Source organism: Streptomyces sp. NPDC052721 (assembly GCF_040678315.1).
In the GTDB taxonomy this organism is placed as follows: domain Bacteria; phylum Actinomycetota; class Actinomycetes; order Streptomycetales; family Streptomycetaceae; genus Streptomyces.
The window spans coordinates 1-22456 of record NZ_JBFATL010000072.1 but is presented as its reverse complement, the minus strand read 5'-3'; the positions used below and the strand labels follow the sequence as shown (position 1 = coordinate 22456).

General features: G+C 68.2%; 19 protein-coding genes. 7 read left to right on the top strand and 12 right to left on the bottom strand.

Translation table 11 applies throughout. From position 1 onward, the window contains the following. Positions 1 to 254: 254 nt before the first annotated feature. The 3 genes from AB0L21_RS38070 to thyX all read right to left on the bottom strand — a co-directional run bounded on the left by AB0L21_RS38070 (position 255) and on the right by thyX (position 3956). A complete protein-coding gene (locus AB0L21_RS38070) occupies positions 255 to 1940 on the bottom strand; it encodes a ribonuclease J (RefSeq protein ID WP_365788605.1) in 1686 nt (561 codons plus the stop codon). A 155-nt stretch (positions 1941 to 2095) separates the two neighbouring features. Next, the gene (gene dapA / locus AB0L21_RS38065) at positions 2096 to 2995 is read right to left on the bottom strand and encodes a 4-hydroxy-tetrahydrodipicolinate synthase (RefSeq protein ID WP_103811065.1); all 900 of its coding nucleotides are present in this window, start codon (positions 2993 to 2995) and stop codon (positions 2096 to 2098) included. 211 nt (positions 2996 to 3206) lie between these two features. Beyond that, positions 3207 to 3956 (bottom strand): FAD-dependent thymidylate synthase, encoded by a 750-nt coding sequence (gene thyX, locus AB0L21_RS38060; RefSeq protein WP_365710870.1) that lies wholly within the window; start codon positions 3954 to 3956, stop codon positions 3207 to 3209. A 176-nt stretch (positions 3957 to 4132) separates the two neighbouring features. On the opposite strand from thyX, the gene AB0L21_RS38055 reads away from it, so the two are divergent. Then, positions 4133 to 4366 carry a hypothetical protein gene (locus AB0L21_RS38055; RefSeq protein WP_365710872.1) on the top strand — a complete coding sequence of 78 codons (234 nt, stop codon included), beginning with the start codon at positions 4133 to 4135 and terminating at the stop codon, positions 4364 to 4366. Between the two features lie 102 nt (positions 4367 to 4468). Next, a complete protein-coding gene (locus AB0L21_RS38050) occupies positions 4469 to 5023 on the top strand; it encodes a hypothetical protein (RefSeq protein WP_365788604.1) in 555 nt (184 codons plus the stop codon). A gap of 114 nt (positions 5024 to 5137) precedes the next feature. Here AB0L21_RS38050 and AB0L21_RS38045 read toward each other — a convergent pair whose 3' ends face one another. From AB0L21_RS38045 to rpsO, 5 genes are all read right to left on the bottom strand, one after another. Beyond that, positions 5138 to 5590, bottom strand: a complete 453-nt coding sequence (locus tag AB0L21_RS38045; RefSeq protein ID WP_365710876.1) for a tetratricopeptide repeat protein — start codon at positions 5588 to 5590, stop codon at positions 5138 to 5140. A 28-nt stretch (positions 5591 to 5618) separates the two neighbouring features. Further along, positions 5619 to 6371 carry a 4-hydroxy-tetrahydrodipicolinate reductase gene (gene dapB / locus AB0L21_RS38040; RefSeq protein WP_030657608.1) on the bottom strand — a complete coding sequence of 251 codons (753 nt, stop codon included), beginning with the start codon at positions 6369 to 6371 and terminating at the stop codon, positions 5619 to 5621. A 26-nt stretch (positions 6372 to 6397) separates the two neighbouring features. Next, a complete protein-coding gene (locus AB0L21_RS38035) occupies positions 6398 to 7777 on the bottom strand; it encodes a pitrilysin family protein (protein WP_365788603.1) in 1380 nt (459 codons plus the stop codon). Beyond that, a complete protein-coding gene (locus tag AB0L21_RS38030; RefSeq protein ID WP_365710880.1) occupies positions 7774 to 9993 on the bottom strand; it encodes a polyribonucleotide nucleotidyltransferase in 2220 nt (739 codons plus the stop codon). Before AB0L21_RS38030 ends, AB0L21_RS38035 begins: the two co-directional genes overlap by 4 nt. A 390-nt stretch (positions 9994 to 10383) precedes the next feature. Then, complete coding sequence (gene rpsO / locus AB0L21_RS38025) at positions 10384 to 10671, bottom strand: 30S ribosomal protein S15 (RefSeq protein ID WP_103811073.1); 288 nt, start codon at positions 10669 to 10671, stop codon at positions 10384 to 10386. Between the two features lie 273 nt (positions 10672 to 10944). Here rpsO and AB0L21_RS38020 point away from each other — a divergent pair, with 273 nt between their 5' ends. Next, on the top strand, positions 10945 to 11235 hold the full coding sequence (locus AB0L21_RS38020; protein WP_365710882.1) for a DUF397 domain-containing protein: 291 nt from the start codon (positions 10945 to 10947) through the stop codon (positions 11233 to 11235). Between the two features lie 89 nt (positions 11236 to 11324). On the opposite strand, the gene eccD is transcribed toward AB0L21_RS38020, so the two are convergent. Beyond that, positions 11325 to 12833 (bottom strand): type VII secretion integral membrane protein EccD, encoded by a 1509-nt coding sequence (gene eccD / locus AB0L21_RS38015; protein WP_365788606.1) that lies wholly within the window; start codon positions 12831 to 12833, stop codon positions 11325 to 11327. A gap of 335 nt (positions 12834 to 13168) precedes the next feature. Here eccD and eccCa point away from each other — a divergent pair, with 335 nt between their 5' ends. The 4 genes from eccCa (at position 13169) to AB0L21_RS37995 (ending at position 20644) form a co-directional block, all read left to right on the top strand. Next, the gene (gene eccCa / locus AB0L21_RS38010) at positions 13169 to 17140 is read left to right on the top strand and encodes a type VII secretion protein EccCa (protein WP_365788602.1); all 3972 of its coding nucleotides are present in this window, start codon (positions 13169 to 13171) and stop codon (positions 17138 to 17140) included. A 72-nt stretch (positions 17141 to 17212) separates the two neighbouring features. Continuing rightward, complete coding sequence (locus AB0L21_RS38005; RefSeq protein ID WP_365788601.1) at positions 17213 to 17662, top strand: hypothetical protein; 450 nt, start codon at positions 17213 to 17215, stop codon at positions 17660 to 17662. 5 nt (positions 17663 to 17667) lie between these two features. Next, positions 17668 to 19950: a DUF6571 family protein gene (locus AB0L21_RS38000; RefSeq protein ID WP_365788600.1), complete on the top strand. Its 2283-nt coding sequence runs from the start codon at positions 17668 to 17670 to the stop codon at positions 19948 to 19950. A gap of 319 nt (positions 19951 to 20269) precedes the next feature. Then, positions 20270 to 20644, top strand: coding sequence for a hypothetical protein (locus tag AB0L21_RS37995; protein WP_365788599.1), 375 nt, complete (start codon positions 20270 to 20272; stop codon positions 20642 to 20644). Positions 20645 to 20874: 230 nt separating this feature from the next. Here the strand turns inward: AB0L21_RS37995 and AB0L21_RS37990 are convergent, their stop codons facing one another. The 3 genes from AB0L21_RS37990 to AB0L21_RS37980 form a co-directional block, all read right to left on the bottom strand. Further along, positions 20875 to 21174, bottom strand: coding sequence for a WXG100 family type VII secretion target (locus AB0L21_RS37990; protein ID WP_365788598.1), 300 nt, complete (start codon positions 21172 to 21174; stop codon positions 20875 to 20877). 77 nt (positions 21175 to 21251) lie between these two features. Then, the gene (locus AB0L21_RS37985; protein WP_030657588.1) at positions 21252 to 21596 is read right to left on the bottom strand and encodes a WXG100 family type VII secretion target; all 345 of its coding nucleotides are present in this window, start codon (positions 21594 to 21596) and stop codon (positions 21252 to 21254) included. A gap of 128 nt (positions 21597 to 21724) precedes the next feature. After that, the coding region (locus tag AB0L21_RS37980) for a S8 family serine peptidase (protein WP_365788597.1) at positions 21725 to 22456 on the bottom strand (732 nt) is incomplete at its 5' end.

Here is a 22456-nt window from a genome sequence, read left to right as displayed (position 1 = left end):
TGCGTTTCCGACTCTATCAGACCGTTTCCCGATCCGATTTCCTCGGTGCTTTCCAGGTTCCCGCTCTCGCGTTTCCCTTTCCGGCGGTTCCGACTTTATCAGAAGTTCTGAGTCGGTTTCCCACCCGCTCCGGGCATCCGTGTCCAGCGCGTGAAGTGCTGGGGTTCCCGGTTGGGCGGAGCCGTAAACGTACTGGAGCGAGGCGCCCCGATGCAAATCGAGGCGCCCCGCTCCTGGTTCGAACCGACGAGGCGTCAGACCTCCACGACCACCGGCAGGATCATCGGCCTGCGGCGATAGGTGTCCGAGACCCACTTGCCGAGGGTCCGGCGGACGAGCTGCTGGAGCTGGTGTGGTTCTACGACGCCGTCCTGGGCGGACCGCTCCAGGACCTCCGTGATCTTCGGGATGACGTCGGCGAAGGCCGAGTCCTCGATGCCGGAGCCGCGGGCCTGGACGTGCGGACCACCGGTGATCTTGCCGGTGGAGGCGTCCACGACCACGAACACCGAGATGATGCCCTCGTCGCCGAGGATCTTCCGGTCCTTCAGCGCCGGCTCGCCGACATCGCCGACCGAGAGGCCGTCGACGTAGACGTAACCCGCCTGGACCTTGCCGGAGATCTTCGCCTTGCCCTCGACCAGGTCGACCGCCACACCGTCCTCGGCGATGACGATCCGGTCGTGCGGGACGCCGGTCAGGGCCCCCAGCTCCGCGTTCGCCCTCAGATGGCGCCACTCGCCGTGGACCGGCATCAGGTTCTTCGGGCGGCAGATGTTGTAGAAGTACAGCAGCTCGCCCGCGGACGCGTGGCCGGAAACATGCACCTTGGCGTTGCCCTTGTGGACGACGTTGGCGCCCCAGCGGGTCAGGCCGTTGATCACGCGGTAGACCGCGTTCTCGTTCCCGGGGATCAGCGAGGACGCGAGGATGACCGTGTCGCCCTGGACGATGCGGATCTGGTGGTCGCGGTTGGCCATGCGGGACAGGGCCGCCATCGGTTCGCCCTGGGAGCCCGTGCAGACGAGGACCACCTCGTGGTCGGGCAGGTCGTCCAGCGTCTTGACGTCGACCACCAGGCCCGGCGGGACCTTCAGGTAGCCGAGGTCGCGGGCGATGCCCATGTTGCGGACCATGGAGCGGCCGACGAAGGCGACCCGGCGGCCGTACTCGTGGGCCGCGTCCAGAATCTGCTGGATGCGGTGGACATGGCTGGCGAAGCTCGCCACGATGATCCGCTTGCGGGCGCCGGCGAAGACCTGCCGCAGGACGCTGGAGATGTCGCGCTCGTGCGGGGTGAAGCCCGGGACCTCGGCGTTCGTGGAGTCGGTGAGGAGGAGGTCGATGCCCTCTTCGCTCAGCCGCGCGAAGGCGTGCAGGTCCGTGAGGCGGTTGTCCAGCGGGAGCTGGTCCATCTTGAAGTCACCGGTGTGCACGACCATGCCGGCGGGCGTGCGGATGGCGACGGCCAGGGCGTCCGGGATGGAGTGGTTGACGGCGACGAACTCGCAGTCGAAGGGGCCGATGCGTTCGCGGTTCCCCTCCGCCACCTGCAGGGTGTACGGACGGATCCGGTGCTCCTGCAGCTTGGCCTCGATCAGCGCGAGGGTGAGCTTGGAGCCGATCAGCGGGATGTCCGGCTTCTCGCGGAGCAGGAAGGGGACACCGCCGATGTGGTCCTCGTGGCCGTGCGTGAGGACGATGCCCTCGATGTCGTCGAGGCGGTCCCGGATGGACGAGAAGTCCGGCAGGATCAGGTCGATTCCGGGCTGCTCCTCCTCGGGGAAGAGCACTCCGCAGTCGACGATCAGCAGGCGACCGTCGTACTCGAAGACCGTCATGTTTCGGCCGATCTCGCCGAGGCCGCCGAGCGGGGTGACCCGCAGGCCGCCCTGCGGGAGCGGCGGCGGCGGGCCGAGTTCAGGATGCGGATGACTCAAAAGACTCTCCTCACCACGCGCGCCACGTACCGGTACGGCACGTGGCGCGCATGACGTTCGTGCGGAAGCAGTTGTCGTTGTGGAGTGCAGGCACCGGTGGCCTGCGTCTTCTGTTGTTCTTCAGTTGTGAAGCCCCTGTGGTGCCAAGTCTGTTGTCAGAGCTGTACCCCGCCGGCGGCAAGATCGATCTTGAGCTGGGCGATCTCCTCGGGCGAACACTCGACCATGGGAGAGCGCAGCGGTCCGGCGGGCAGGCCCTGGAGGGCCAGGGCGGCCTTGGTGGTCATGACGCCCTGGGTGCGGAACATGCCGGTGTAGACCGGGAGCAGCTTCTGGTGGATCTCCGTGGCCTTGACGACGTCACCGGAGGTGTACGCGTCCACCAGGGCGCGCAGGTCGGGCGTGACCAGGTGGCCGACGACGGAGACGAAGCCGACCGCGCCCACGGAGAGCAGCGGGAGGTTGAGCATGTCGTCGCCGGAGTACCAGGCGAGGCCGGACTGGGCGATGGCCCAGCTGGCGCGGCCGAGGTCGCCCTTGGCGTCCTTGTTGGCGACGATCCGGGGGTGCTCGGCGAGCCGGACGAGGGTCTCGGTGTTGATCGGGACGCCGCTGCGGCCGGGGATGTCGTAGAGCATGACCGGCAGGCCGGTGGCGTCGGCGACGGCCGTGAAGTGCCGGTACAGGCCCTCCTGCGGGGGCTTGTTGTAGTACGGCGTGACGACCAGGAGGCCGTGGGCGCCGATCCGCTCGGCCTCGCGGGCCAGCTCGATGCTGTGGTGGGTGTCGTTGGTGCCGACTCCGGCGACGACGTGGGCGCGGTCGCCGACGGCTTCCAGGACGGCCCGTACGAGGTCCGATTTCTCCGCGTCACTGGTGGTGGGGGACTCGCCGGTGGTGCCGTTGATGATCAGGCCGTCGTTGCCTGCGTCCACCAGGTGGGCGGCGAGCCGCTGCGCGCCGTCGAGGTCGAGTGCGCCGTCCGCCGTGAAGGGCGTGACCATGGCGGTGAGGACCCGCCCGAAGGGGGTCTGCGGAGTCGAGGTCGGAGCCATGGGTAACACGCTACTCGGTGCTCGATGCGGGGTGTGCCTTCGGGGTGCCGGGAAAGTCCGGACAAAGATGGAGCCCGGCACTGCCTGCTCGGGGGTTCAAGCAGTGCCGGGTCCGTTTGATCAGGCTAGATGAACTTCTCTAAATGCCGCAATACGGACACCTCGCCAGGCTGACCCGTACATCCGTTCCCGACAGGGGAACAAGGCTTCGTTACGGGGCCACACGCCCGTTCGCGTTGAAGGCGGCGTGCGTCAGCGGCATGAGCTTCGCCCACTCCGCTTCCATCTTCTCGCCGACCATCTCGATCTCCCGCTGCGGGAAGGACGGCACCTTGGCCAGCTCGTGCTGGGTGCGCAGGCCGAGGAAGTGCATCAGGGAGCGCGCGTTGCAGGTGGCGTACATCGAGGAGTAGAGGCCGACGGGGAGGGTCGCGCGGGCCACCTCGCGTGCCACGCCCTCGGCGAGCAGCTTCTGGTAGGCCGTGTACGCCTGCTCGTACGACTCCCGCAGGGTGCTGGTCACGGCCTCGTGCTGGGCCGGGGTGCCCTCGACGAAGACGTACTTGCCGGGGCGGCCCTCCTGGACCAGCTTGCGGGACGCGTCGGGGACGTAGAAGACCGGCTGGAGCTCGCGGTACCGGCCGGACTCCTCGTTGTACGACCAGCCGACCCGGTGCCGCATGAACTCGCGGAAGACGAAGATCGGGGCGCTGATGAAGAAGGTCATCGAGTTGTGCTCGAACGGGCTGCCGTGCCGGTCGCGCATCAGGTAGTTGATCAGGCCCTTGGAGCGCTCGGGGTCCTTCTTCAGTTCGTCCAGGGACTGCTCGCCGGCGGTGGAGACGCGGGCGGCGAAGAGCACGTCGGCGTCCGAAGCGCTGGACTTCACCAGCTCGACGGTGACGTCACTGCGGAACGTGAGCGACTCGGGGGTGGTCACGGGGGTTGGGGTCCTTCCCATCACTTCGTTGGTTGGCGACCACCTTACGGGGGCACCCGGCGGGGCCTGGCACCACCTCGCCTCAAAAAACGCACCCGCGATTTTTCGGACATGGGCACCTTTTGTGTCACTCGATCGTCTGTATCGGTGAGGTCTGCACATTCGATCACCAATCCCCGAGAGGAGCGGCACCCACCATGTTCCGGCGCGAGCCCCTGCCCTTCGCCTTCCTGGCCGAGGCGGACAGGTTCCGCAGCAATGTCACTCCCCCGCCCCGCCGGCGGGCCTCGTTCGGCGAGCTTGCCGGGCGCTGGCTGCTGGGCCTCACCATCGTCGCCGGGCTCATAGGTGCCCTGGTCCTGGGCATGCCGGCGCTCTCCACCCCGTCCGGTACGCCGGCTCAGCAGTCCCAGGCGTCCCAGGGGCACTGAGCGCGGGCACTGCCCCTTCCGGACGCCCAAGGCTGGTGAGCGGGAACGGGGCCGGATAGCCTCACCGGCACAGCCCCCGTGAGGACCGAGTGAGGACCAGCCGTGCCCCTGCCCTTCCTGACGGCCGACCGCACCTTCGAGACGACGGCCGAGAGTGCGCTGCCGTACGACGACCCGGACCGCTGGCGGCGCCCGTACCGGCCCGGTCCCTGGCGAGTGGGCGTGGCCGCGCTGGTGCTGCTGCTCGCCTCGTTCGTGCTGTTCGCCGCCGTGCTCACCGCGCTCACCGGCTCGCTGACCGACGCCGGGGTGGTCCTCGGCGTGGGCCTGGCGATCGTCGTCGGCGCGCTGCGGCTGCTGCGCATGGGGGTGTGGGTGAGCAGGCGCGGGCTGCGCCGCACCGGCTTCCTGGCGACGCGGACGGTGCCGTGGCCGCGGGTGGTCTCGGTGCGGACGGTGCAGCAGCCGGTGCGCTGGCTCGGTCTGCCGCGCACGGTGCAGGGGCAGGCGCTGGCGCTCGTCCGTAAGGACCGGCGTCCGGAGGACACCCCGCCGCTGCTCACCACGCACGGCCTGGACTTCCTCGGCCGGCCGATGGCTTTCGACCGGGCGGCGGACGCGGTGGAGGCGTGGGCGGCGGAGTACGGGGGCCGCTGAGCGAACAGCGCGGTGTGCCGGTGCGGGCCGGGGGTCGCTGACCCGCGTCGGCGGATGCCTCCCCGGAGGGATACCCCCTGTGACGGCCCGACCGCCCGGCGGGGGTGCTCGCCGTCAGACCTGGACTGGCTTTCCGTCGTGCAAGGCGATGGCCCTTTGCATCGCCTTGCGGGCGCGGGGGGTGTCGCGGGCGTCGTGGTAGGCCACGGCCAGGCGGAACCAGCAGCGCCAGTCGTCCGGGGACGCCTCCGTCTCGGCCTTGCGCTTGGCGAACACCTCGTCGGCCGAGTCGCGGTCGATCCGGCCGCTGGGCAGGCGCTTCAGCTCGTCGACCGGCAGGCCGCCCTCGGCGTCGAGTTCGGCGGCGAGCTGGTTGGCCTTGCGGACGAACTGGGTGTTCTTCCACAGGAACCACAGGCCGATGAGCGGCAGGACCAGCACCGCCACGCCGAAGGTGACGGTGACGACCGTGCCGGACTGGATGAGCATCACGCCGCGGCTGCCGACCAGGACGAAATAGAAGACCAGGACGGCGGCCGTGACGAGGTAGGTGATCTTCGCGCGCATCGGAGGCGTCTGTCTCGGCTCGGTCGTCTCAGCTCAGGTCCAGGAAGTGTTCCAGGCCGAAGGTGAGGCCCGGAGTGGTCACCACGCGGCGCGCGCCGAGCAGGATGCCCGGCATGAAGCTGCTGTGGTGCAGGGAGTCGTGGCGGATGGTGAGGGTCTCGCCCTCGCCGCCGAGCAGCACCTCCTGGTGGGCCAGCAGGCCGCGCAGGCGGACCGCGTGCACGGGGACGCCGTCGACGCTGGCGCCCCGCGCGCCGTCCAGGGCCGTGACGGTGGCGTCCGGCGCCGGTGCCGTCCCGGCCGCCCGGCGGGCCTCGGCGATGAGCTGGGCCGTGCGTGTGGCCGTACCGCTCGGCGCGTCCACCTTGTTCGGGTGGTGCAGTTCGACCACCTCCACCGACTCGAAGTACGGCGCGGCGATCTGCGCGAACTTCATCGTCAGCACGGCCCCGATGGAGAAGTTCGGTGCGATGAGCACGCCGGTCTCCGGGGACTGGGCGAGCCAGCCCCTCAGCTGCGCGAGGCGGTCCTCGGTCCAGCCCGTCGTACCGACGACGGCGTGGATGCCGTGGCGCACGCAGAAGTCCAGGTTGCCCATGACCGAGGCGGGGGTGGTCAGCTCGACGGCGACCTGGGCGCCGGTCTCCGCCAGCGTCTCCAGCTTGTCGCCGCGGCCGAGTGCGGCAACCAGCTCCATGTCCTCGGCGGCCTCGACCGCCTTGACCGCCTCCGACCCGATCCGGCCCTTGGCACCGAGGACCGCCACGCGCAGCTTGCTCATGTTCCTGTTTCCTAACCGGTGGTGTTTCAGGCCACCGCGTCATGCAGCCGGGAGGCCTGCTTGTCCTTGAGGGGACCGATGACCGACAGCGACGGGCGCTGTCCCAGGATGTCGCGGGCGACCGCGCGGACCTCGTCCGGGGTGACCGCCGCCATCTTCGCGAGCATGTCGTCCACGGACATCTGCTCGCCCCAGCACAGCTCGCTCTTGCCGATACGGTTCATCAGCGCGCCGGTGTCCTCCAGGCCCAGGACCGTGGAGCCCCGCAGCTGGCCGATGGCGCGGGCGATCTCGTCGTCGGAGAGGCCGTTCTGCGCGACGTGGTCGAGTTCGTCACGGCAGATCCGCAGGACGTCGTGCACCTGGCTGGGCCGGCAGCCGGCGTAGACGCCGAACAGGCCGCAGTCCGCGAAGGCGGAGGTGTACGAGTACACGCTGTAGGCGAGGCCGCGCTTCTCCCGGACCTCCTGGAAGAGCCGGGAGGACATGCCGCCGCCGAGGGCGGTGTTGAGCACGCCCATGGCCCAGCGACGGTCGTCGGCGCGGGCGATGCCGGGCATGCCGAGGACGACATGGGCCTGCTCGGTCTTGCGGGCGAGCAGTTCGACCTTGCCGGACGTGCGGATCGTACGGCTGCCCTCGCGCGGGGCGATGGGCTGCGCGTCCGGGTCACGCAGGGCGCCCGCCTTCTCGAAGGCCGCGCGGACCTGTCGTACGACCTTGCCGTGGTCGATGTTGCCGGCGCATGCGACCACGAGGTGGGTCGGGTCGTAGTGCTTGCGGTAGAAGCGGCGGATGCGGTCGGCGGTGAGGGCGTTGACCGTGTCGACCGTGCCGAGGACCGGGCGGCCGAGGGCGTTGTCGCCGAACATGGTGTGCGCGAACAGGTCGTGCACGCAGTCGCCCGGGTCGTCCTCGGTCATGGCGATCTCTTCGAGGATCGCGCCGCGTTCCACGTTGACGTCCTCCTCGAGGATCAGCGAGCCGGTCAGCATGTCGCAGACGACGTCGATGGCGAGGGGCAGGTCGGTGTCGAGCACGCGCGCGTAGTAGCACGTGTACTCCTTGGCCGTGAACGCGTTCATCTCGCCGCCGACCGCGTCGAGCGCGGAGGAGATGTCGAGCGCGCTGCGGCGGGTCGTGCCCTTGAAGAGCAGATGCTCCAGGTAGTGCGTGGCGCCGTTCAGGGACGGGGTCTCGTCGCGGGAGCCGACGTGCGCCCAGATGCCGAAGGTGGCGGAGCGGACCGAGGGCAGGGTCTCGGTGACGATGCGCAGGCCGCCCGGGAGGGTGGACTTGCGGACCGTACCGATGCCGCCTGTGCCCTTGATGAGGGTTTGGGTACGGGCGACGGCCCGCGCCTCCGAGGAGGGGCGGGCCGTCACCTTGGAGCTACGGGACGTCACTGCTCGGCGTCGTCCTTCGCGGTCTCGTCGCCTTCCTCGCCCTCGATCACCGGAACGAGGGAGAGCTTGCCGCGGGAGTCGATCTCGGCGATCTCGACCTGGACCTTCTGGCCCACGCCGAGGACGTCCTCGACGTTCTCCACGCGCTTGCCGCCGGCGAGCTTGCGGATCTGCGAGATGTGCAGCAGACCGTCCTTGCCGGGCAGCAGGGAGACGAACGCACCGAAGGTGGTCGTCTTGACGACCGTACCCAGGTACCGCTCGCCGACCTCGGGCATCGTCGGGTTGGCGATGCCGTTGATCGTGGCGCGGGCGGCCTCGGCGGAGGGTCCGTCGGCGGCGCCGATGTAGATCGTGCCGTCGTCCTCGATGGTGATCTCGGCGCCGGTGTCCTCCTGGATCTGGTTGATCATCTTGCCCTTGGGGCCGATGACCTCACCGATCTTGTCGACCGGGATCTTGACGGTGATGATCCGCGGAGCGTGCGGGCTCATCTCGTCGGGCCGGTCGATGGCCTCCATCATCACGTCGAGGATGTGGAGACGCGCGTCGCGGGCCTGCTTGAGGGCCGCGGCCAGGACGGAGGCCGGGATGCCGTCCAGCTTGGTGTCGAGCTGGAGGGCGGTCACGAACTCCTTGGTACCGGCGACCTTGAAGTCCATGTCACCGAAGGCGTCCTCCGCACCGAGGATGTCGGTGAGGGTGACGTAGTGCGTCTCGCCGTCGATCTCCTGGGAGATCAGGCCCATGGCGATACCGGCGACCGGGGCCTTCAGCGGCACACCGGCGTTCAGCAGCGACATGGTGGAGGCGCAGACCGAGCCCATGGACGTCGAGCCGTTGGAGCTCAGCGCCTCGGAGACCTGGCGGATCGCGTAGGGGAACTCCTCGCGCGTGGGCAGCACCGGCACGAGGGCGCGCTCGGCGAGGGCGCCGTGGCCGATCTCGCGGCGCTTCGGGGAGCCGACGCGGCCGGTCTCACCGGTGGAGTACGGCGGGAAGTTGTAGTTGTGCATGTAGCGCTTGCGGGTCACCGGGGAGAGGGTGTCCAGCTGCTGCTCCATGCGGAGCATGTTGAGGGTGGTGACGCCCAGGATCTGGGTCTCGCCACGCTCGAACACCGCGGAACCGTGCACCCGCGGGATGGCCTCGACCTCGGCGGCCAGGGTGCGGATGTCGGTGACACCGCGGCCGTCGATGCGCTTCTTCTCCTTGATCACACGCTCGCGGACCAGCTGCTTGGTGAGCGAGCGGTACGCGGCGGAGATCTCCTTCTCACGGCCCTCGAACTCCGGCAGGAGCTTCTCGGCGGCCAGACCCTTGACGCGGTCCAGCTCGGCCTCGCGCTCCTGCTTGCCGGCGATGGTGAGCGCCTGGGCCAGCTCGGGGCGGACGGCCGCGGTCAGGGCCTCGAACACGTCGTCCTGGTAGTCCAGGAAGATCGGGAACTCGGCGGTCGGCTTGGCGGCCTTCGCGGCGAGGTCGGCCTGCGCCCGGCACAGGACCTTGATGAAGGGCTTGGCGGCCTCCAGACCGGCGGCGACGACCTCCTCGGTCGGCGCCTCGGCGCCGCCCTCGACCAGCTTGATGGTCTTCTCGGTGGCCTCGGCCTCGACCATCATGATCGCGACGTCGCCGTCCTCCAGGACGCGACCGGCGACGACCATGTCGAAGACGGCGTCCTCGAGCTCGGTGTGCGTCGGGAACGCGACCCACTGGCCGCGGATCAGCGCGACGCGGACGCCGCCGATCGGGCCGGAGAAGGGCAGACCGGCCAGCTGCGTGGACGCGGACGCGGCGTTGATCGCCACGACGTCGTACAGGTGGTCGGGGTTGAGGGCCATGATCGTGGCGACGACCTGGATCTCGTTGCGCAGGCCCTTCTTGAAGGACGGGCGCAGCGGACGGTCGATGAGGCGGCAGGTGAGGATGGCGTCCTCGGACGGCCGGCCCTCACGGCGGAAGAAGCTGCCGGGGATCTTGCCGGCGGCGTACATCCGCTCCTCGACGTCCACCGTCAGCGGGAAGAAGTCGAGCTGGTCCTTGGGGTTCTTGGAGGCGGTGGTGGCCGACAGCACCATGGTGTCGTCGTCCAGGTACGCCACGGCGGACCCGGCGGCCTGCTTGGCCAGGCGGCCCGTCTCGAAGCGGATGGTGCGGGTGCCGAAGGGACCGTTGTCGATGACGGCCTCGGCGTAGTGGGTCTCGTTCTCCACTAGCGTTTTCTCCGTTACGTATCGTCTTTCGTCCCTTGGCTGCCCGTGTGGCAGGGGGACGGTGGCGGAGAAGCGCTCCGTGCGGTGCGGGCCGGTCTTCGATCGAAGCACCCGGGGCTCGCTTCCCCCCGGGGGCCACTACCGAGGACCGGCGGCGGCTAGGTGCGCTCCTCCTCGTTCTGTTCCGTACGTCGTGGTGCTGTGTCGTACGTCGTTCCGTGTCGTGCGTATTGCGTTGTGCTACCACACTACAAAGCGTGAGTGACACTCCGCACGTCTCCGCACGTCTCCGCACCTAGGCGGAGGGTTCCGTGTGCGTGACAGGTACCCCGCATACGGCAAAGGGAGCGGCCCCCGAGTACTTTCGGGAACCGCTCCCCTCACGGCGTCTTACCGGGCGCCCGCCGCACCGCGGCGGATGCCGAGGCGGTCGACCAGCGCACGGAAGCGCTGGATGTCCTTCTTCGCCAGGTACTGGAGAAGGCGGCGGCGCTGACCGACGAGGATCAGCAGGCCACGGCGGGAGTGGTGGTCGTGCTTGTGGGTCTTGAGGTGCTCCGTCAGGTCGGAGATCCGACGGGAGAGCAGAGCGACCTGGACCTCGGGGGAGCCGGTGTCACCCTCCTTGGTACCGAACTCGGCGATGATCTGCTTCTTCGTAGCGGCGTCGAGCGACACGCGTACTCCTCATAGTCTGTTGAGTGCCACCGAGTGCCCCCGGTCTACGTCTCGGGGGAGCTTCCGTTACTCGGGAGGCGGGGATCCGCTGGGCGCGGCCTCCAGAACGAGCACGGGGCGGTTCCGGGGGTGCGTACACAAACGGCCGTCACTCAGGGTACCAGGCCGTGGCGGGCACCTTACGCCCGGTCGGCGAACCGTCCTGGCGGGGCGGCCCCGGCCACTAGGGTGAGCGCCGGGACCGTACCTACCTCGGGAAGGGGTCGCTGCACGATGGCGGAAACGGAAGCGGAGATCAAGGCGCGCAAGGAGCGGGAGCGGGACGAGCTGTACGCCCTCGACATCTCCGGCGTCGAGTGGCACTGCGCGCCGGGCACGGAGGAACACGAGGAGCGGGTCGAGATCGCCTACCTGCCCGGCGGGGCGGTGGCGATGCGGTCCTCGCTCGACCCGGACACGGTGCTGCGCTACACCGAGGCGGAGTGGCGGGCCTTCGTGCTGGGGGCTCGGGACGGGGAGTTCGATCTGAAGCCTATGGCTCATAACGGGGGGTTGGACGTGTGAGCCACGCATGAGAAAGGGCGGCACGCGCGTGCCGCCCTTTTTGCCGTCCGGCTCCTCGCCGGTGACGGCCCGCTTGCGCCGTCCGGCTCTTAACTGGTCATGGCCCGCGCCTGCGCGTACACGTCGAAGACGGCCAGTGCCAGCGGGATCAGCGTGAGCAGGACGAAGCTCTCGGCGATCTCCAGGAAGCGCCCCCAGAAGGGGGTGACACCGCGCCGTGGGGTGATCAGCGCGATCGCGGTGACCAGGGCGGTGGCCGCGGCGACGGCGGCGGCGAGCCAGACGCTCCGGATGTCGAGGGCCGCGGTGTCGCCCCGGAGAGCATCGATCAGGTAGTCCCGCGGCGGGTTCAGGGCCAGCCCCAGACCGAGGAAGACGATGGCGGCGAGGCCCGCCGCCAGCGTGGCGCCGACCTGCGCGGTGTAACGGAACAGGTGCGCCCGCATGAGCATCGCCACGCCCGTCGCGAGAGCCAGCAGCTGGGCCCAGATGTTGCTGGAGAAGCCGAGCACGATCGACGCGCCCACCGCGAGGAGAGCGCAGCCGCCGACGAGGCCGACGAGGAGTTCGTGGCCGCGCCGGGCCCGTGCGGCCACGCGCTCGGCGTCCACGGGCTCCTGGGGCGCGGGCTCGCCGGTGTCGTAGCCGCCGCGGGAGGGGTTGGGCGGTTCGAAGCCGATGGGCAGGCGTGCGAAACGCATGGAGAGGCCGGGGAGGAAGGCCAGCGCCACGACGGAGAGCGGGGCGCAGACGGCGGCCGTCTCGATGGGCTTCAGCTCGGTGAGGATCGCGATGAAGGTCGTGATCAGACCGATGGCGGAGGCGAAGGCGAACGCCACGAAGGGGCCGTCGCCGCCCGGTGACACCAGGGTGAGCACCAGGGAGGCGACCAGGACGGTCGTGCAGGCGAGCAGGAACTGCAGTCGCCCGATGCCCTCGCCGGCGGAGAGCGACAGCAGGCCCGAGCCGGCCACGGCGACGTTGGGCAGGGCGCCGAGTCCCAGCGCGACGGCGGAGCCCCGGTCGTCGTACACACGCGCGCGTACGCACGCGATCGTGACGAGCAGGATGCCGCAGACGCCCGCGATGATGCCCTGCAGGCTGTGCATGTCGTGCCGGATCTGCGAGCTCCACGCCACGAACGCGAGCAGCGCGGGCAGGATGCCGCCCGCGACGAGACCGGCGGCGCGGGTGAGGTCGCCGCTCCACAGGGTGCGGTCCCGGGTGACGGCGGCGGCCACCGCCTCGGAGACGTCGTCGAGGACGGCCGGGGGCAGCGACTCGGCGAACGGGCGCAAGGTGAGCAGCTCGCCGTCGAGGATGCGCTGGGCCGTGAAGGACCGGGCGCCGTCGAGGACGGTGCCGTCACGGCGTACGAGGTGGTAGCCGACCGGAGCGCCCTCGGCGGGGCTCTGCTGGGACAGGCGCAGGATCTCCGGGTAGAGGTCGGCGACCGGTACGTCGTCGGGCAGCGCGACGTCGATGCGGCTGTCGGGCGCCACGATGGTGACGCGGCAGAAGCCGAAGCCCATACCCGCCCCGGAAGGGGCTCCGGTGCCCGGTCCACCGGTCGCGCCGGCCGGCGCGGAGGCCGTCATGCTCACCTGCTGTTCCCCCTCGTCGGTGGTGGGGCGGCCTACGGTGCCACCGCGCACCCTCCGCCCGTAAAGATGCTGTGTAGGTTGTGCGGCGCCTTCCCGTTCCACCGGCCGACCGAGCGGTTCTGGCCGGGATCCGCGGGAGACGCCTGCTTTGACAGGTGCGTATTGCCCCGGTTTTCCCGGAACGATTCGCAACTGCTCACGCGCTTCACCGGCACCCTACCGCCCGCCGTTGTCAGTGGTTGTCAGTAGGATCGCGGTTCGCGATCGACGTCCGCCTGACACGGGGCGGCGGATGAAACATCTCGGTCCGGCAAGGGAATTGGTGCGTAGTGAGCCACATCGTCGTCAAGCGCCCACCGCGGGCACTGCCGAAGGAAGTGCCCACGGACGAGGTCGTGCTGCAGGCTCCGCCGGAACTGCCGCGCGGTCAGCAGGAAGGCGCACTGATGCAGCTCCTGCCCATGCTGGGCATGGGCGGATCCGTGGTGTTCTTCTTCAACCCGCAGGCCCAGCCCTTCATGAAGATCATGGGCCTGGTGATGGTTGCCTCGACGATCGCCATGGGCATCTCCATGCTCGTCCGCTACCGCCGCGGCAATCAGGGGCAGATGGCCGACCTGCGCCGTGACTACCTCCGTTATCTGTCGCAGACCCGCCGCGCCGCCATGGAGACCGCGAAGGCCCAGCGCGACACCCAGTACTACCTGCACCCTTCGCCGGAGCAACTGTGGGCGCTGGTCGCCGAGGGCAGCCGGGTGTGGGAACGGCGCACCGCCGACGAGGACTTCGGACAGGTGCGCGTGGGCCTCGGTCCGCAGGGCCTGGCCACGCCCCTGATCCCGCCCCAGACCGCCCCGGTCGACGAGCTGGAGCCGCTGACCGCCGGCGCCATGCAGCGCTTCCTGGCGACGCACAGCACCCTCGACGACCTGCCGATGGCAGTGTCGCTGCGCGCCTTCTACCACGTGACGATCAGCGGCGAGCCGGGCACCGTGCGCGGCACCGCCCGAGCCGTCACGGCCTCCCTCGCCTCGCTGCACTCCCCCGAGGACCTCGTCATCGCCGTCGTCACCGCGCGTGAGTCGGCGCCCGAATGGGAGTGGGCCAAGTGGCTTCCGCACGTGCAGGCACCGGGCGTCACCGACGGTGCCGGCAGCATGCGCCTGATCAGCACCGACCCGGTGGAGCTGGAGGACCGGCTCGCCTCCCGTCTGGAGGGCCGCCCGCGTTTCCATCCCTCCGGGCCGCCCGTTCCCGAGCAGCCGCATCTGGTGGTGGTGCTCGACGGCATCTCCCTCCCGCCCACCTCCTTGCTGGCCAGCCCGGAGGGCCTGCAGGGCGTGACGGTCCTGGAGGTCGTACCGGGCGACCTCACCATCGGGCGCGGCGACCTGTCGGTCGTCGTGCAGCCCAGGGAACTGCGCCTGGAGTCCGCCCACGGCATGGTCTACGAGGGGACCCCGGACGTCCTTTCGTACGAGGCCGCGGAGGCGTTGGCGCGTCAGCTGGCGCCGCTGCGCATGGCATCGGGCGGCGACGACGACGAACCGCTGCTCGCCAACCTGGAGTTCACCGACCTGCTGAACCTGGGCGACGCCGCCTCGGTCGACCCGAAGCGGACCTGGCGGCCCCGCTCGCAGTCGGAGCGGCTGCGCGTGCCGATCGGTGTCGGCGAGGACGGTCGGCCCGTGATGCTCGACCTCAAGGAAGCGGCGCAGGAAGGCATGGGCCCGCACGGCCTGTGCGTCGGTGCGACCGGTTCCGGCAAGTCCGAGCTGCTGCGCACCCTGGTCCTCGGCCTCGCCGTGACCCACTCATCCGAAACGCTCAACTTCGTCCTCGCCGACTTCAAGGGCGGTGCCACGTTCGCGGGCATGGCCCAGCTGCCGCACGTGGCGGCCGTGATCACCAACCTCGCGGACGACCTCACCCTCGTCGACCGCATGGGTGACTCCATCCGGGGTGAGCTGAACCGCCGTCAGGAGATGCTCCGTGACGCGGGCAACTACGCCAACATCCACGACTACGAGAAGGCGCGTGCGGCGGGTGCCCCGCTGCAGCCGATCCCGTCCCTCGTCCTGGTGATCGACGAGTTCAGCGAGCTGTTGACCGCCAAGCCCGACTTCATCGAGATGTTCGTGCAGATCGGCCGTATCGGCCGTTCGCTGGGCGTGCACCTGCTGCTGGCCTCGCAGCGCCTGGAGGAAGGCCGTCTGAGGGGCCTGGAGACGTATCTGTCGTACCGAATCGGTCTGCGGACGTTCTCGGCGGCCGAGTCCCGCGCCGCACTCGGCGTCCCGGACGCCTACGAACTCCCGAACGTCCCCGGCTCCGGCTTCCTGAAGTACGGCACGGACGAGATGGTGCGCTTCAAGGCCGCGTACGTCTCCGGGGTGTACCGCACCAGCTCTCAGCAGGCCGCGGCGCTCGGCGGCCCGCTGCCCGTCGACCGCAAGCCGGTCCTCTTCACGGCGGCCGAGATCCCCGTGCAGTACGTGCCGGTCCCGCAGCAGCGGCAGGAGGAGACCGACAAGCGGCAGGACGACGCGCTCGCCGACACCGTCCTCGACGTGATCGTGCGGCGTCTGGAGGCCCAGGGCCCGGCCGCCCACCAGGTGTGGCTGCCCCCGCTGGACAGCCCGCCCTCGCTCGACGCGCTGCTGCCGGGGCTCGCCCCGGTGCCCGGCCGCGGTATGACCCAGCCGGGTTACGAGGGCGCGGGCAGGCTCGTCATCCCGACCGGCCTGATCGACAAGCCGTACGAGCAGCGGCGCGACCCGCTGTGGCTGGACTTCGGCGGCGCGGCCGGCCACATGCAGATCATCGGCGGCCCCCAGTCCGGCAAGTCGACGCTGCTGCGCTCGATCATCGCGTCCTTCGCGCTGACCCACACCCCGTGGGAAGTGCAGTTCTACGGCCTGGACTTCGGTGGTGGCGGTATGGCCTCGGTAGCCGGTCTGCCGCATGTGGGTGGTGTCGCGTCACGTCTGGACCCGGAGAAGGTCCGGCGCACGGCGGCCGAGGTGTACGGCGTCATGACCCGGCGCGAGGAGTACTTCCGCTCGGCGGGCATCTCCTCCATCGCTGAGTTCCGCGCCCGACGCGCGCGTGGGGACATCTCGGTGACCGACCAGCCCTGGGGTGACGTCTTCCTGGTCATCGACGGCTGGGGCAACTTCCGCACCGACTACGAGGCGCTGGAGCCGTTGGTGCTGGATATCGCCGCGCGCGGCCTGGGCTACGGCATCCACCTCATCCTCACCGCCTCGCGCTCGATGGAGGTCCGCGCGAACCTGAAGGACCACCTGATGAACCGCCTCGAGCTGCGGCTGGGCGACCCCATGGACTCCGAGATCGACCGCAAGGTCGCGGCGAACGTCCCCACCGGCGTGCCGGGCCGCGGTCAGACCCCGCAGAAGCAGCACTTCATGGCGGCGGTCCCGCGCATCGACGGCCTCTCGTCCGACACGGACCTCGCGGAGGCGACGACCGCCCTCGCGGCCGAGGTCACCCGCCACTGGCAGGAGCCGGGAGCGCCCGAGGTTCGTCTGCTGCCCCGCGAGTTCCCGGCCACGCAGCTTCCGCCGGGCGACCGTTTCCCGAACCGCGGCATCTCCTTCGCCCTCGACGAGGACAACCTGGAGCCGGTGTTCGTGGACTTCGAACAGGACCCGTTCTTCCTGGTGTTCGGGGAGAGCGAGTCCGGCAAGTCGAACCTGCTGAAGCTGCTGATCAAGCGCCTGACCGAGCGGTACGACGGCAACACCTGCAAGCTCTTCGTCGTCGACAACCGCCGCTCGCTGCTCGGGGTGACCCCGAAGTCGCATCTGGCCGAGTACATCCCCATGTCGAACCAGATGCAGCATCACATGGACGCACTGGCCGACCTGATGCAGCGCCGCACCCCGACCGCCGACGTGACCCCGGAGCAGCTGCGCAACCGCAGCTGGTGGCGGGGCCCCACGGTGTACGTCGTCATCGACGACTACGACCTCGTGTCCACGTCGAGCGGCAACCCGCTGGCGGGCCTGACGGAACTGCTGCCGTTCGCCCGCGACGTCGGCGTCCGCTTCATCATCGCCCGCTCCACCGCTGGCGCCGGCCGCGCCGGCTACGAGTCCTTCATGCAGCGCATCAAGGAACTCGGCGCCCAGGGCGTGGTCCTCGCGGGCGACCCGGCCGAGGGCGACCTCCTGGGCGGCGTCCGACCGCGGCCGATGCCGGCGGGGCGGGGAATCTTCGTGTCTCGGAAGCGGGGGAAGCCGATGGTTCAGGTGGGGTTGGTGGATGTGGAGAACTGAGGCACGTAGGCACTGCTGATCTGACGACGCTCCCGCTGATCGGCCGGAGCGGAAAGACGGGAGGAACCGCGCATGGCGTGGGATGAGTGGGAACAGCTGAAAGCAAAGGCAGCACAGAACCAGTCAGCCCATATGCGGCTCAACCATGTGACTCCCGACAACGGAGGCGGCGAGAGTACGCGTGGCGATCTCACCGTGCACCAAGAGGACCTTTCCGCGATCGGTTCCGCTGCCCACGACTTGTTCCAGCACTTCAGCCGGTTCAGCGACCATGCCCGTATGTCCTCCATCAAGGCGGCCGGAGGACTGAAGACTGAGGGGTTCGACATCGGGGCTGCCCTCGATCATGTAGCCGAGCGCTGGGTGGACCAGGTACAGAGCCTCCTCGACGCCTGCGCCCACATCTCCAACCACCTCCGCTACACCACGAACCAGCACGCCGCCGACGAGTCGTATATCGCCGGCACTCTCAGCAGCATCTCCCAGCTCGACCAGGGCTTTGACGAGCGGAAGGGCAGCTGACGGCCATGGATCTCGATGCATTGCGCCACGGGAACTTCTCGCAGCTCGGTGAGGCCATCACCGACTGGGAGGAGATGACCAAGAACCTGGCGACGCTGAAGGAAGACGCCCAGAGCAACCTGAAGAGTCGCGCGGACAAGGCGCACTGGGCTGGTGTCAACGCACAGGTGAGCCGAGAGTTCGTCGGCAAGACCGCGGAGGAGTTCGCGGACGCCCACACGCAGGCGGACTCCATCACGAAGATTCTCAAGGACACCCGCGGCGAACTCATCAAGTACCGCGACCAACTGAACGAGACCCTCGAACGCGCACCGTACAAGTACTGCACCGTGATCGACACCGGCGGCGGGACCTTCACCGTCGCCGGTAATCCTCGTCCTGACTGGGCTTCCGACCCAAGCGGCAGCACGAGCGCGGTCAGCCAGCAAGACGTCGAGGACCTACGCAACGAGATTCAGCGCATTCTCAACAAGGCGACTGAGAGCGACAGTACTGCGGCCAAGGCGCTGCGACTCCTCGTCGACCAGGCAAAGTACGGCTTCTCCGGCGCCCACTACGAAAGCCGGGACGAAGCCGCCAAGGCGGTCGCGGACGCCGACCGGATGGCCAAGATCCTTGCGAAGAACCCGCATGACGTGACGAGTACAGAGCTCGCCTCACTCAACTCGACCCTGGCCAAGTACAAGAACGACCCTCTGTTCGCGGAAGAGTTCGCCACGCAGGTCGGCCCGAGGAAGGTACTCACCTTCTGGGCCGGCATCGCCGATCCTTACCAGGGAAGTTACGACCCCGACCGCGCCAAGCAAGCCAAACAGCTCCAGAAGAACCTCGGAATCATCATCGGTCAAGCCACCCTCTCGGACAGCGACAAGATGCAGAACTGGGAGCGGCAGATGATCCGGCTGGGTCCCGACCAGCTCGGAATCGACGACGCGGGCAACCCGACTGGTTACGCGGTCATGACCAACCTCATGCGCTTCGGTGATTACGACGACCAGTTCCTCAACGACTACGGCGACAAGCTCGTCGCGTACGACAAGAAGGTGAACGGCCAGGGCATCAACGCCTGGGTCAACAACTTCAATGACGGCGACCTCAACTACTGGGGCTACAAAAACGATCGTGGCCGCGACCCAATGACCGGATTCCTGGAAGCGCTCGGTCATAATCCGGATGCATCGACGCAGTTCTTCGCCCAGCCCGACGGCAGCGGTGACACAGTCCGCAAGGACTCCGAGGTCAACGAGCACCTGAAGTACCTGACGAAGGAACGAGTCTGGGTGTCCGACGCCACAATGGAGGGCAACCACGACTACGTCGCGGCCCGCAACTCACTCGGCCGCGCACTGGAGGCGGCCACGACCGGCTACTCCGCCGATGCGTCCGCGAAGGACATCGCCACGGGCGATCGTCGCACCGCGGCCACGGCAGGTGTCATGGAACAGGTCGCCTACCTTTACGGTGGAGAGGACGGCCCGAAGATGCTGCACGATCAGCCCGAGCTGGCCGACAGCCTGGGCAAGATGGCAGGTGCATACATCGATGACATCGACTACGAGCTGTCCGGTATCGGGGACCACAGCAAGGACGCGAGCGACTTCCCTGCTCGATATGCCGGACGCGCCCACTTCGGCAACCAGGGAGCCATCGATTTCCTGAGCGTCCTCGGCCAGGACGAGAACTCGCACAAGGCCGTGACAGCAGCCCAGCATGTTTATACGTTGAGCATGCTCGACGCCCATCCGCCAACCAGTGATGCGCATATGAACCAGGCTCGGGACATCATGTCGGTGGGCGCGGAAGCCCGCGGCATTCTGGACAATTCCCGCGTGGAGCAGGCGGCGACGACGTACGGCGAGGATTCGGAGGAAGCCAACAAGGCACTGGGTCGGTCGGGCGACTGGAAGAAACTGCTGGTCGGGGCAGTAGTCGCAGGTGGCGTCGCCTCCATTCCGCTCCCTGGTTCCACGGCTGCCGCAGTTGTCATCGCCCCGGTCGCCGCCGACACGATCACCAATGCGGCCAATACACTACTCGGACACGAGATCGACAAGGCGACGGATGACGCGGAATCCGATCCTCTGGTTCCGTCACAGATGACGAGCCGTCAATTCTACGGCCGAGGGGTCGACGATCTCGGATCGACCTACGATGCGTACTTCAAGGACCACCCAAACGCCAGGGCTGTCGCTGACCAGCAGCAATGGGTCGAAGAAACAAAGAGCAGCTACCTGGGCACCGGCTCCCACGAGAACGACTACCGTGGTCGGCCTCCCTACAAGGACTGAGCAGGGGCGTAAAGTGCTGCGAATCGCAAGGAACGGTAGATACGGGACGGCTCTCTCGCTTACGGCTGCAGCGCTCCTTGTCGGGAGTTGCAGCAGTAACTCCGGGCAAGAGCAGGGGAAACCATCAGGGACGAGTGCGAGCAAGGTTTGTGACGGAGCACTCGACGCTTCCGCCAGGCAAGCGTTGCAAAACCTGGCCGGCACTGATCAGTTCGACGAATCCAGCGGTGCCGGCGAGACGGGACAGCCTCATACGTTCACCCTACGGAACGCAGTGAGGCATCTACACGACGAATATCGTGAGCGGCCAGCATGCTGGGTGTACAAGACCGGCGACGACAGCGGGAAGCCCCTTCTTGAAATTCGCTTTTCGGCATCCCAAAGTTATCCTGCGCCATCCGGCAAGGACGCCAACGGCAGCAAGGTCAGATACCCCTTGGGGCTGTATGCCCAAGTGGGCCGCGACGGCGCTGACCTATTTTTTCAGTGCCCCACAAGAGCAGTATCCAAAGACGCATACATCGGCCATACGAAGTATGTGAAAGCGGAACTGTATTCCAGTAACGCCCAACTGCACGGGGACAGCGTCGACAAAGACCGTATGGTGATCCTTAATTCCGTCTCCCGCGAGGTGGCCCGGGAGGCAGGCTGCGCTTCGGAAGCCGACCTGCCGGCTGCGGTGCCCAATCCGTGATCGAGCCCGATGGCCGGCGGAGGAAACGCCGGTTGGAATGAGTACGGCGCCAGGAGGACAGCCTCGGCAGCCTGCACCCTTTCAGCGGCGTCTGCCCGTCTTCGACCTTGCGGGCCGCCGGGTATGCCGCTGGTGACGGATCGGCTTCCCAGGTCCGACACAACAACAGGGTGGGCGCCTCCCGCGCGCGCCCACCCTGGAGTTGCTTCGTCGCCTCTGCGACTCTCGGCCTAGCGGAAGTAGCTGGCCGCCTTTTTGTCGCCTTCCATGTACGTACCGCCGGACTGGGCGACGACGTGGCCGATACCGGTCAGCGCCTGGTGGATGTCGTTCGCTTCCTTGTCCCAGTGGTTCAGCTTCTCGTGGAAGGTGTCCTGGGCATCACCCTCCCAGTACTGCAGGCTGCTCACGACCAGACGGCGCAGCTCCTGCAGGTCCTGCTCGAGCAGGCTCGCCTCGTTGCCGATCTTGGTCGCCGCGACGTCGAGCCCGTCATAAGTGACTGACAGGCCGTCAGCGTTGTTGGCCATACCTGTTACCTCGTCTCGCTGATGTGTATCGAGTGGATGCGCCGGGGTGCCCGGCTGAAGCCCTGGGTGTCGCTCAGTCAGTAGGAGCTGAGCGGAGACACGGTGGGAGCGCCGTCCCGCACGTCAATCTTGTTGACGGCCGCGCGGACCTCGTCTTCCTTGCTGTCCTTGATGTTGCGCGTCGCGGTCATGGCCTCGATGACGTCACCGAGGATGCCGCCGATGGCCTGCAGCGACTGGTTGATCTCGTACTGCTTCGAGTCGAAGGCGGCACGACCGATACCGTGCCACTGACCCTCCAGGCCGTCGATCACGCCCTGCAGCCCGTGGACCCGCTTCCGGATGCCGTCGTACTTCTCCAGCATCTGCTTCTGCAGGTGGATTACTGCGGCATCTTCGAGCTTCTGCTTGTTCTCGGCCATCTCAGCCCTTTCTCTGTCTGTCTCGTTGGTCCAACTGTCTCGGCCCACTACCGCACAGTGCGGTACGGCGGCGGGCGCGTACTGCACGCCCTATTCGAAGAGCACAGGGCTACAGACGGCTGATGACGTCACCTGACACGCCGCGCCCGCGCGGCGGCCACGCCTCCACCGCCGATCACTACGACGGCTGCCACAGCGCCGAGCACGACCCAGAGGGTGGTGTTGTCGTTCGAGGACTCCGCGCTCGATCCTGCCGCCGAAGTACCGCCGGTAGAACCCTTTTCCGGGGCTTGTGACGGGGTTGATGCGGAAGAGGAAGGAGCGGACGGGGACGAGGAGGAGGAAGACGTGGAGGACGCTGCGGACTTGGCCAGCAGATCGCCGCCGTTCTCCTTGGCGAGTGGATCGACGTCCGCAGGACCGGGGTTGTAGTGGGAGTTCGCCAGAACCACGCGCGGGCGAACGGCACCATAGCCGAGGTACTTGCTCGGTTTGTCCTTCGGCCAGCTACGGCCGGCGGTGTCGATCAGAGCACGGGTGACCTGGTTCACCGTCCAGTCAGGGTGGGCGGACCAGATCAGAGCGGCGGCGCCCGAGGCGATCGCGGCTGCCGAGCTCGTACCGTTCACATCGTCGCAGTAGGAACGGAAATCGCCGTCACACCAACCAGGAAAGTCCTGGCCCGGGGCCGCGAAGTCCACGTAACCGCCAGACGAGGAAAACTTGGACACTGTGCCCGATTTATCGGAGGCCGCTACGCCAACGACGTACGAATAAGCGGCCGGGTAACCGATGGTGTCCCCTGCCTTTCGGCCATCGTTACCGACAGCCGCTATCAGCAGCTTGCCCTTCGAAGCGGC

Excerpts from the sequence above, each read along its gene's own strand:
- AB0L21_RS38005 (WP_365788601.1), top strand. The coding sequence starts at position 17,213 with ATGGCGTGGGATGAGTGGGAACAGCTGAAAGCAAAGGCAGCACAGAAC.
- AB0L21_RS37990 (WP_365788598.1), bottom strand. The coding sequence starts at position 21,174 with ATGGCCAACAACGCTGACGGCCTGTCAGTCACTTATGACGGGCTCGAC.
- AB0L21_RS38045 (WP_365710876.1), bottom strand. The coding sequence starts at position 5,590 with ATGCGCGCGAAGATCACCTACCTCGTCACGGCCGCCGTCCTGGTCTTC.
- AB0L21_RS38055 (WP_365710872.1), top strand. The coding sequence starts at position 4,133 with ATGTTCCGGCGCGAGCCCCTGCCCTTCGCCTTCCTGGCCGAGGCGGAC.
- dapB (WP_030657608.1), bottom strand. The coding sequence starts at position 6,371 with ATGAGCAAGCTGCGCGTGGCGGTCCTCGGTGCCAAGGGCCGGATCGGG.
- AB0L21_RS37985 (WP_030657588.1), bottom strand. The coding sequence starts at position 21,596 with ATGGCCGAGAACAAGCAGAAGCTCGAAGATGCCGCAGTAATCCACCTG.
- thyX (WP_365710870.1), bottom strand. The coding sequence starts at position 3,956 with ATGGGAAGGACCCCAACCCCCGTGACCACCCCCGAGTCGCTCACGTTC.
- AB0L21_RS38020 (WP_365710882.1), top strand. The coding sequence starts at position 10,945 with ATGGCGGAAACGGAAGCGGAGATCAAGGCGCGCAAGGAGCGGGAGCGG.
- dapA (WP_103811065.1), bottom strand. The coding sequence starts at position 2,995 with ATGGCTCCGACCTCGACTCCGCAGACCCCCTTCGGGCGGGTCCTCACC.
- eccD (WP_365788606.1), bottom strand. The coding sequence starts at position 12,833 with ATGACGGCCTCCGCGCCGGCCGGCGCGACCGGTGGACCGGGCACCGGA.
- AB0L21_RS38000 (WP_365788600.1), top strand. The coding sequence starts at position 17,668 with ATGGATCTCGATGCATTGCGCCACGGGAACTTCTCGCAGCTCGGTGAG.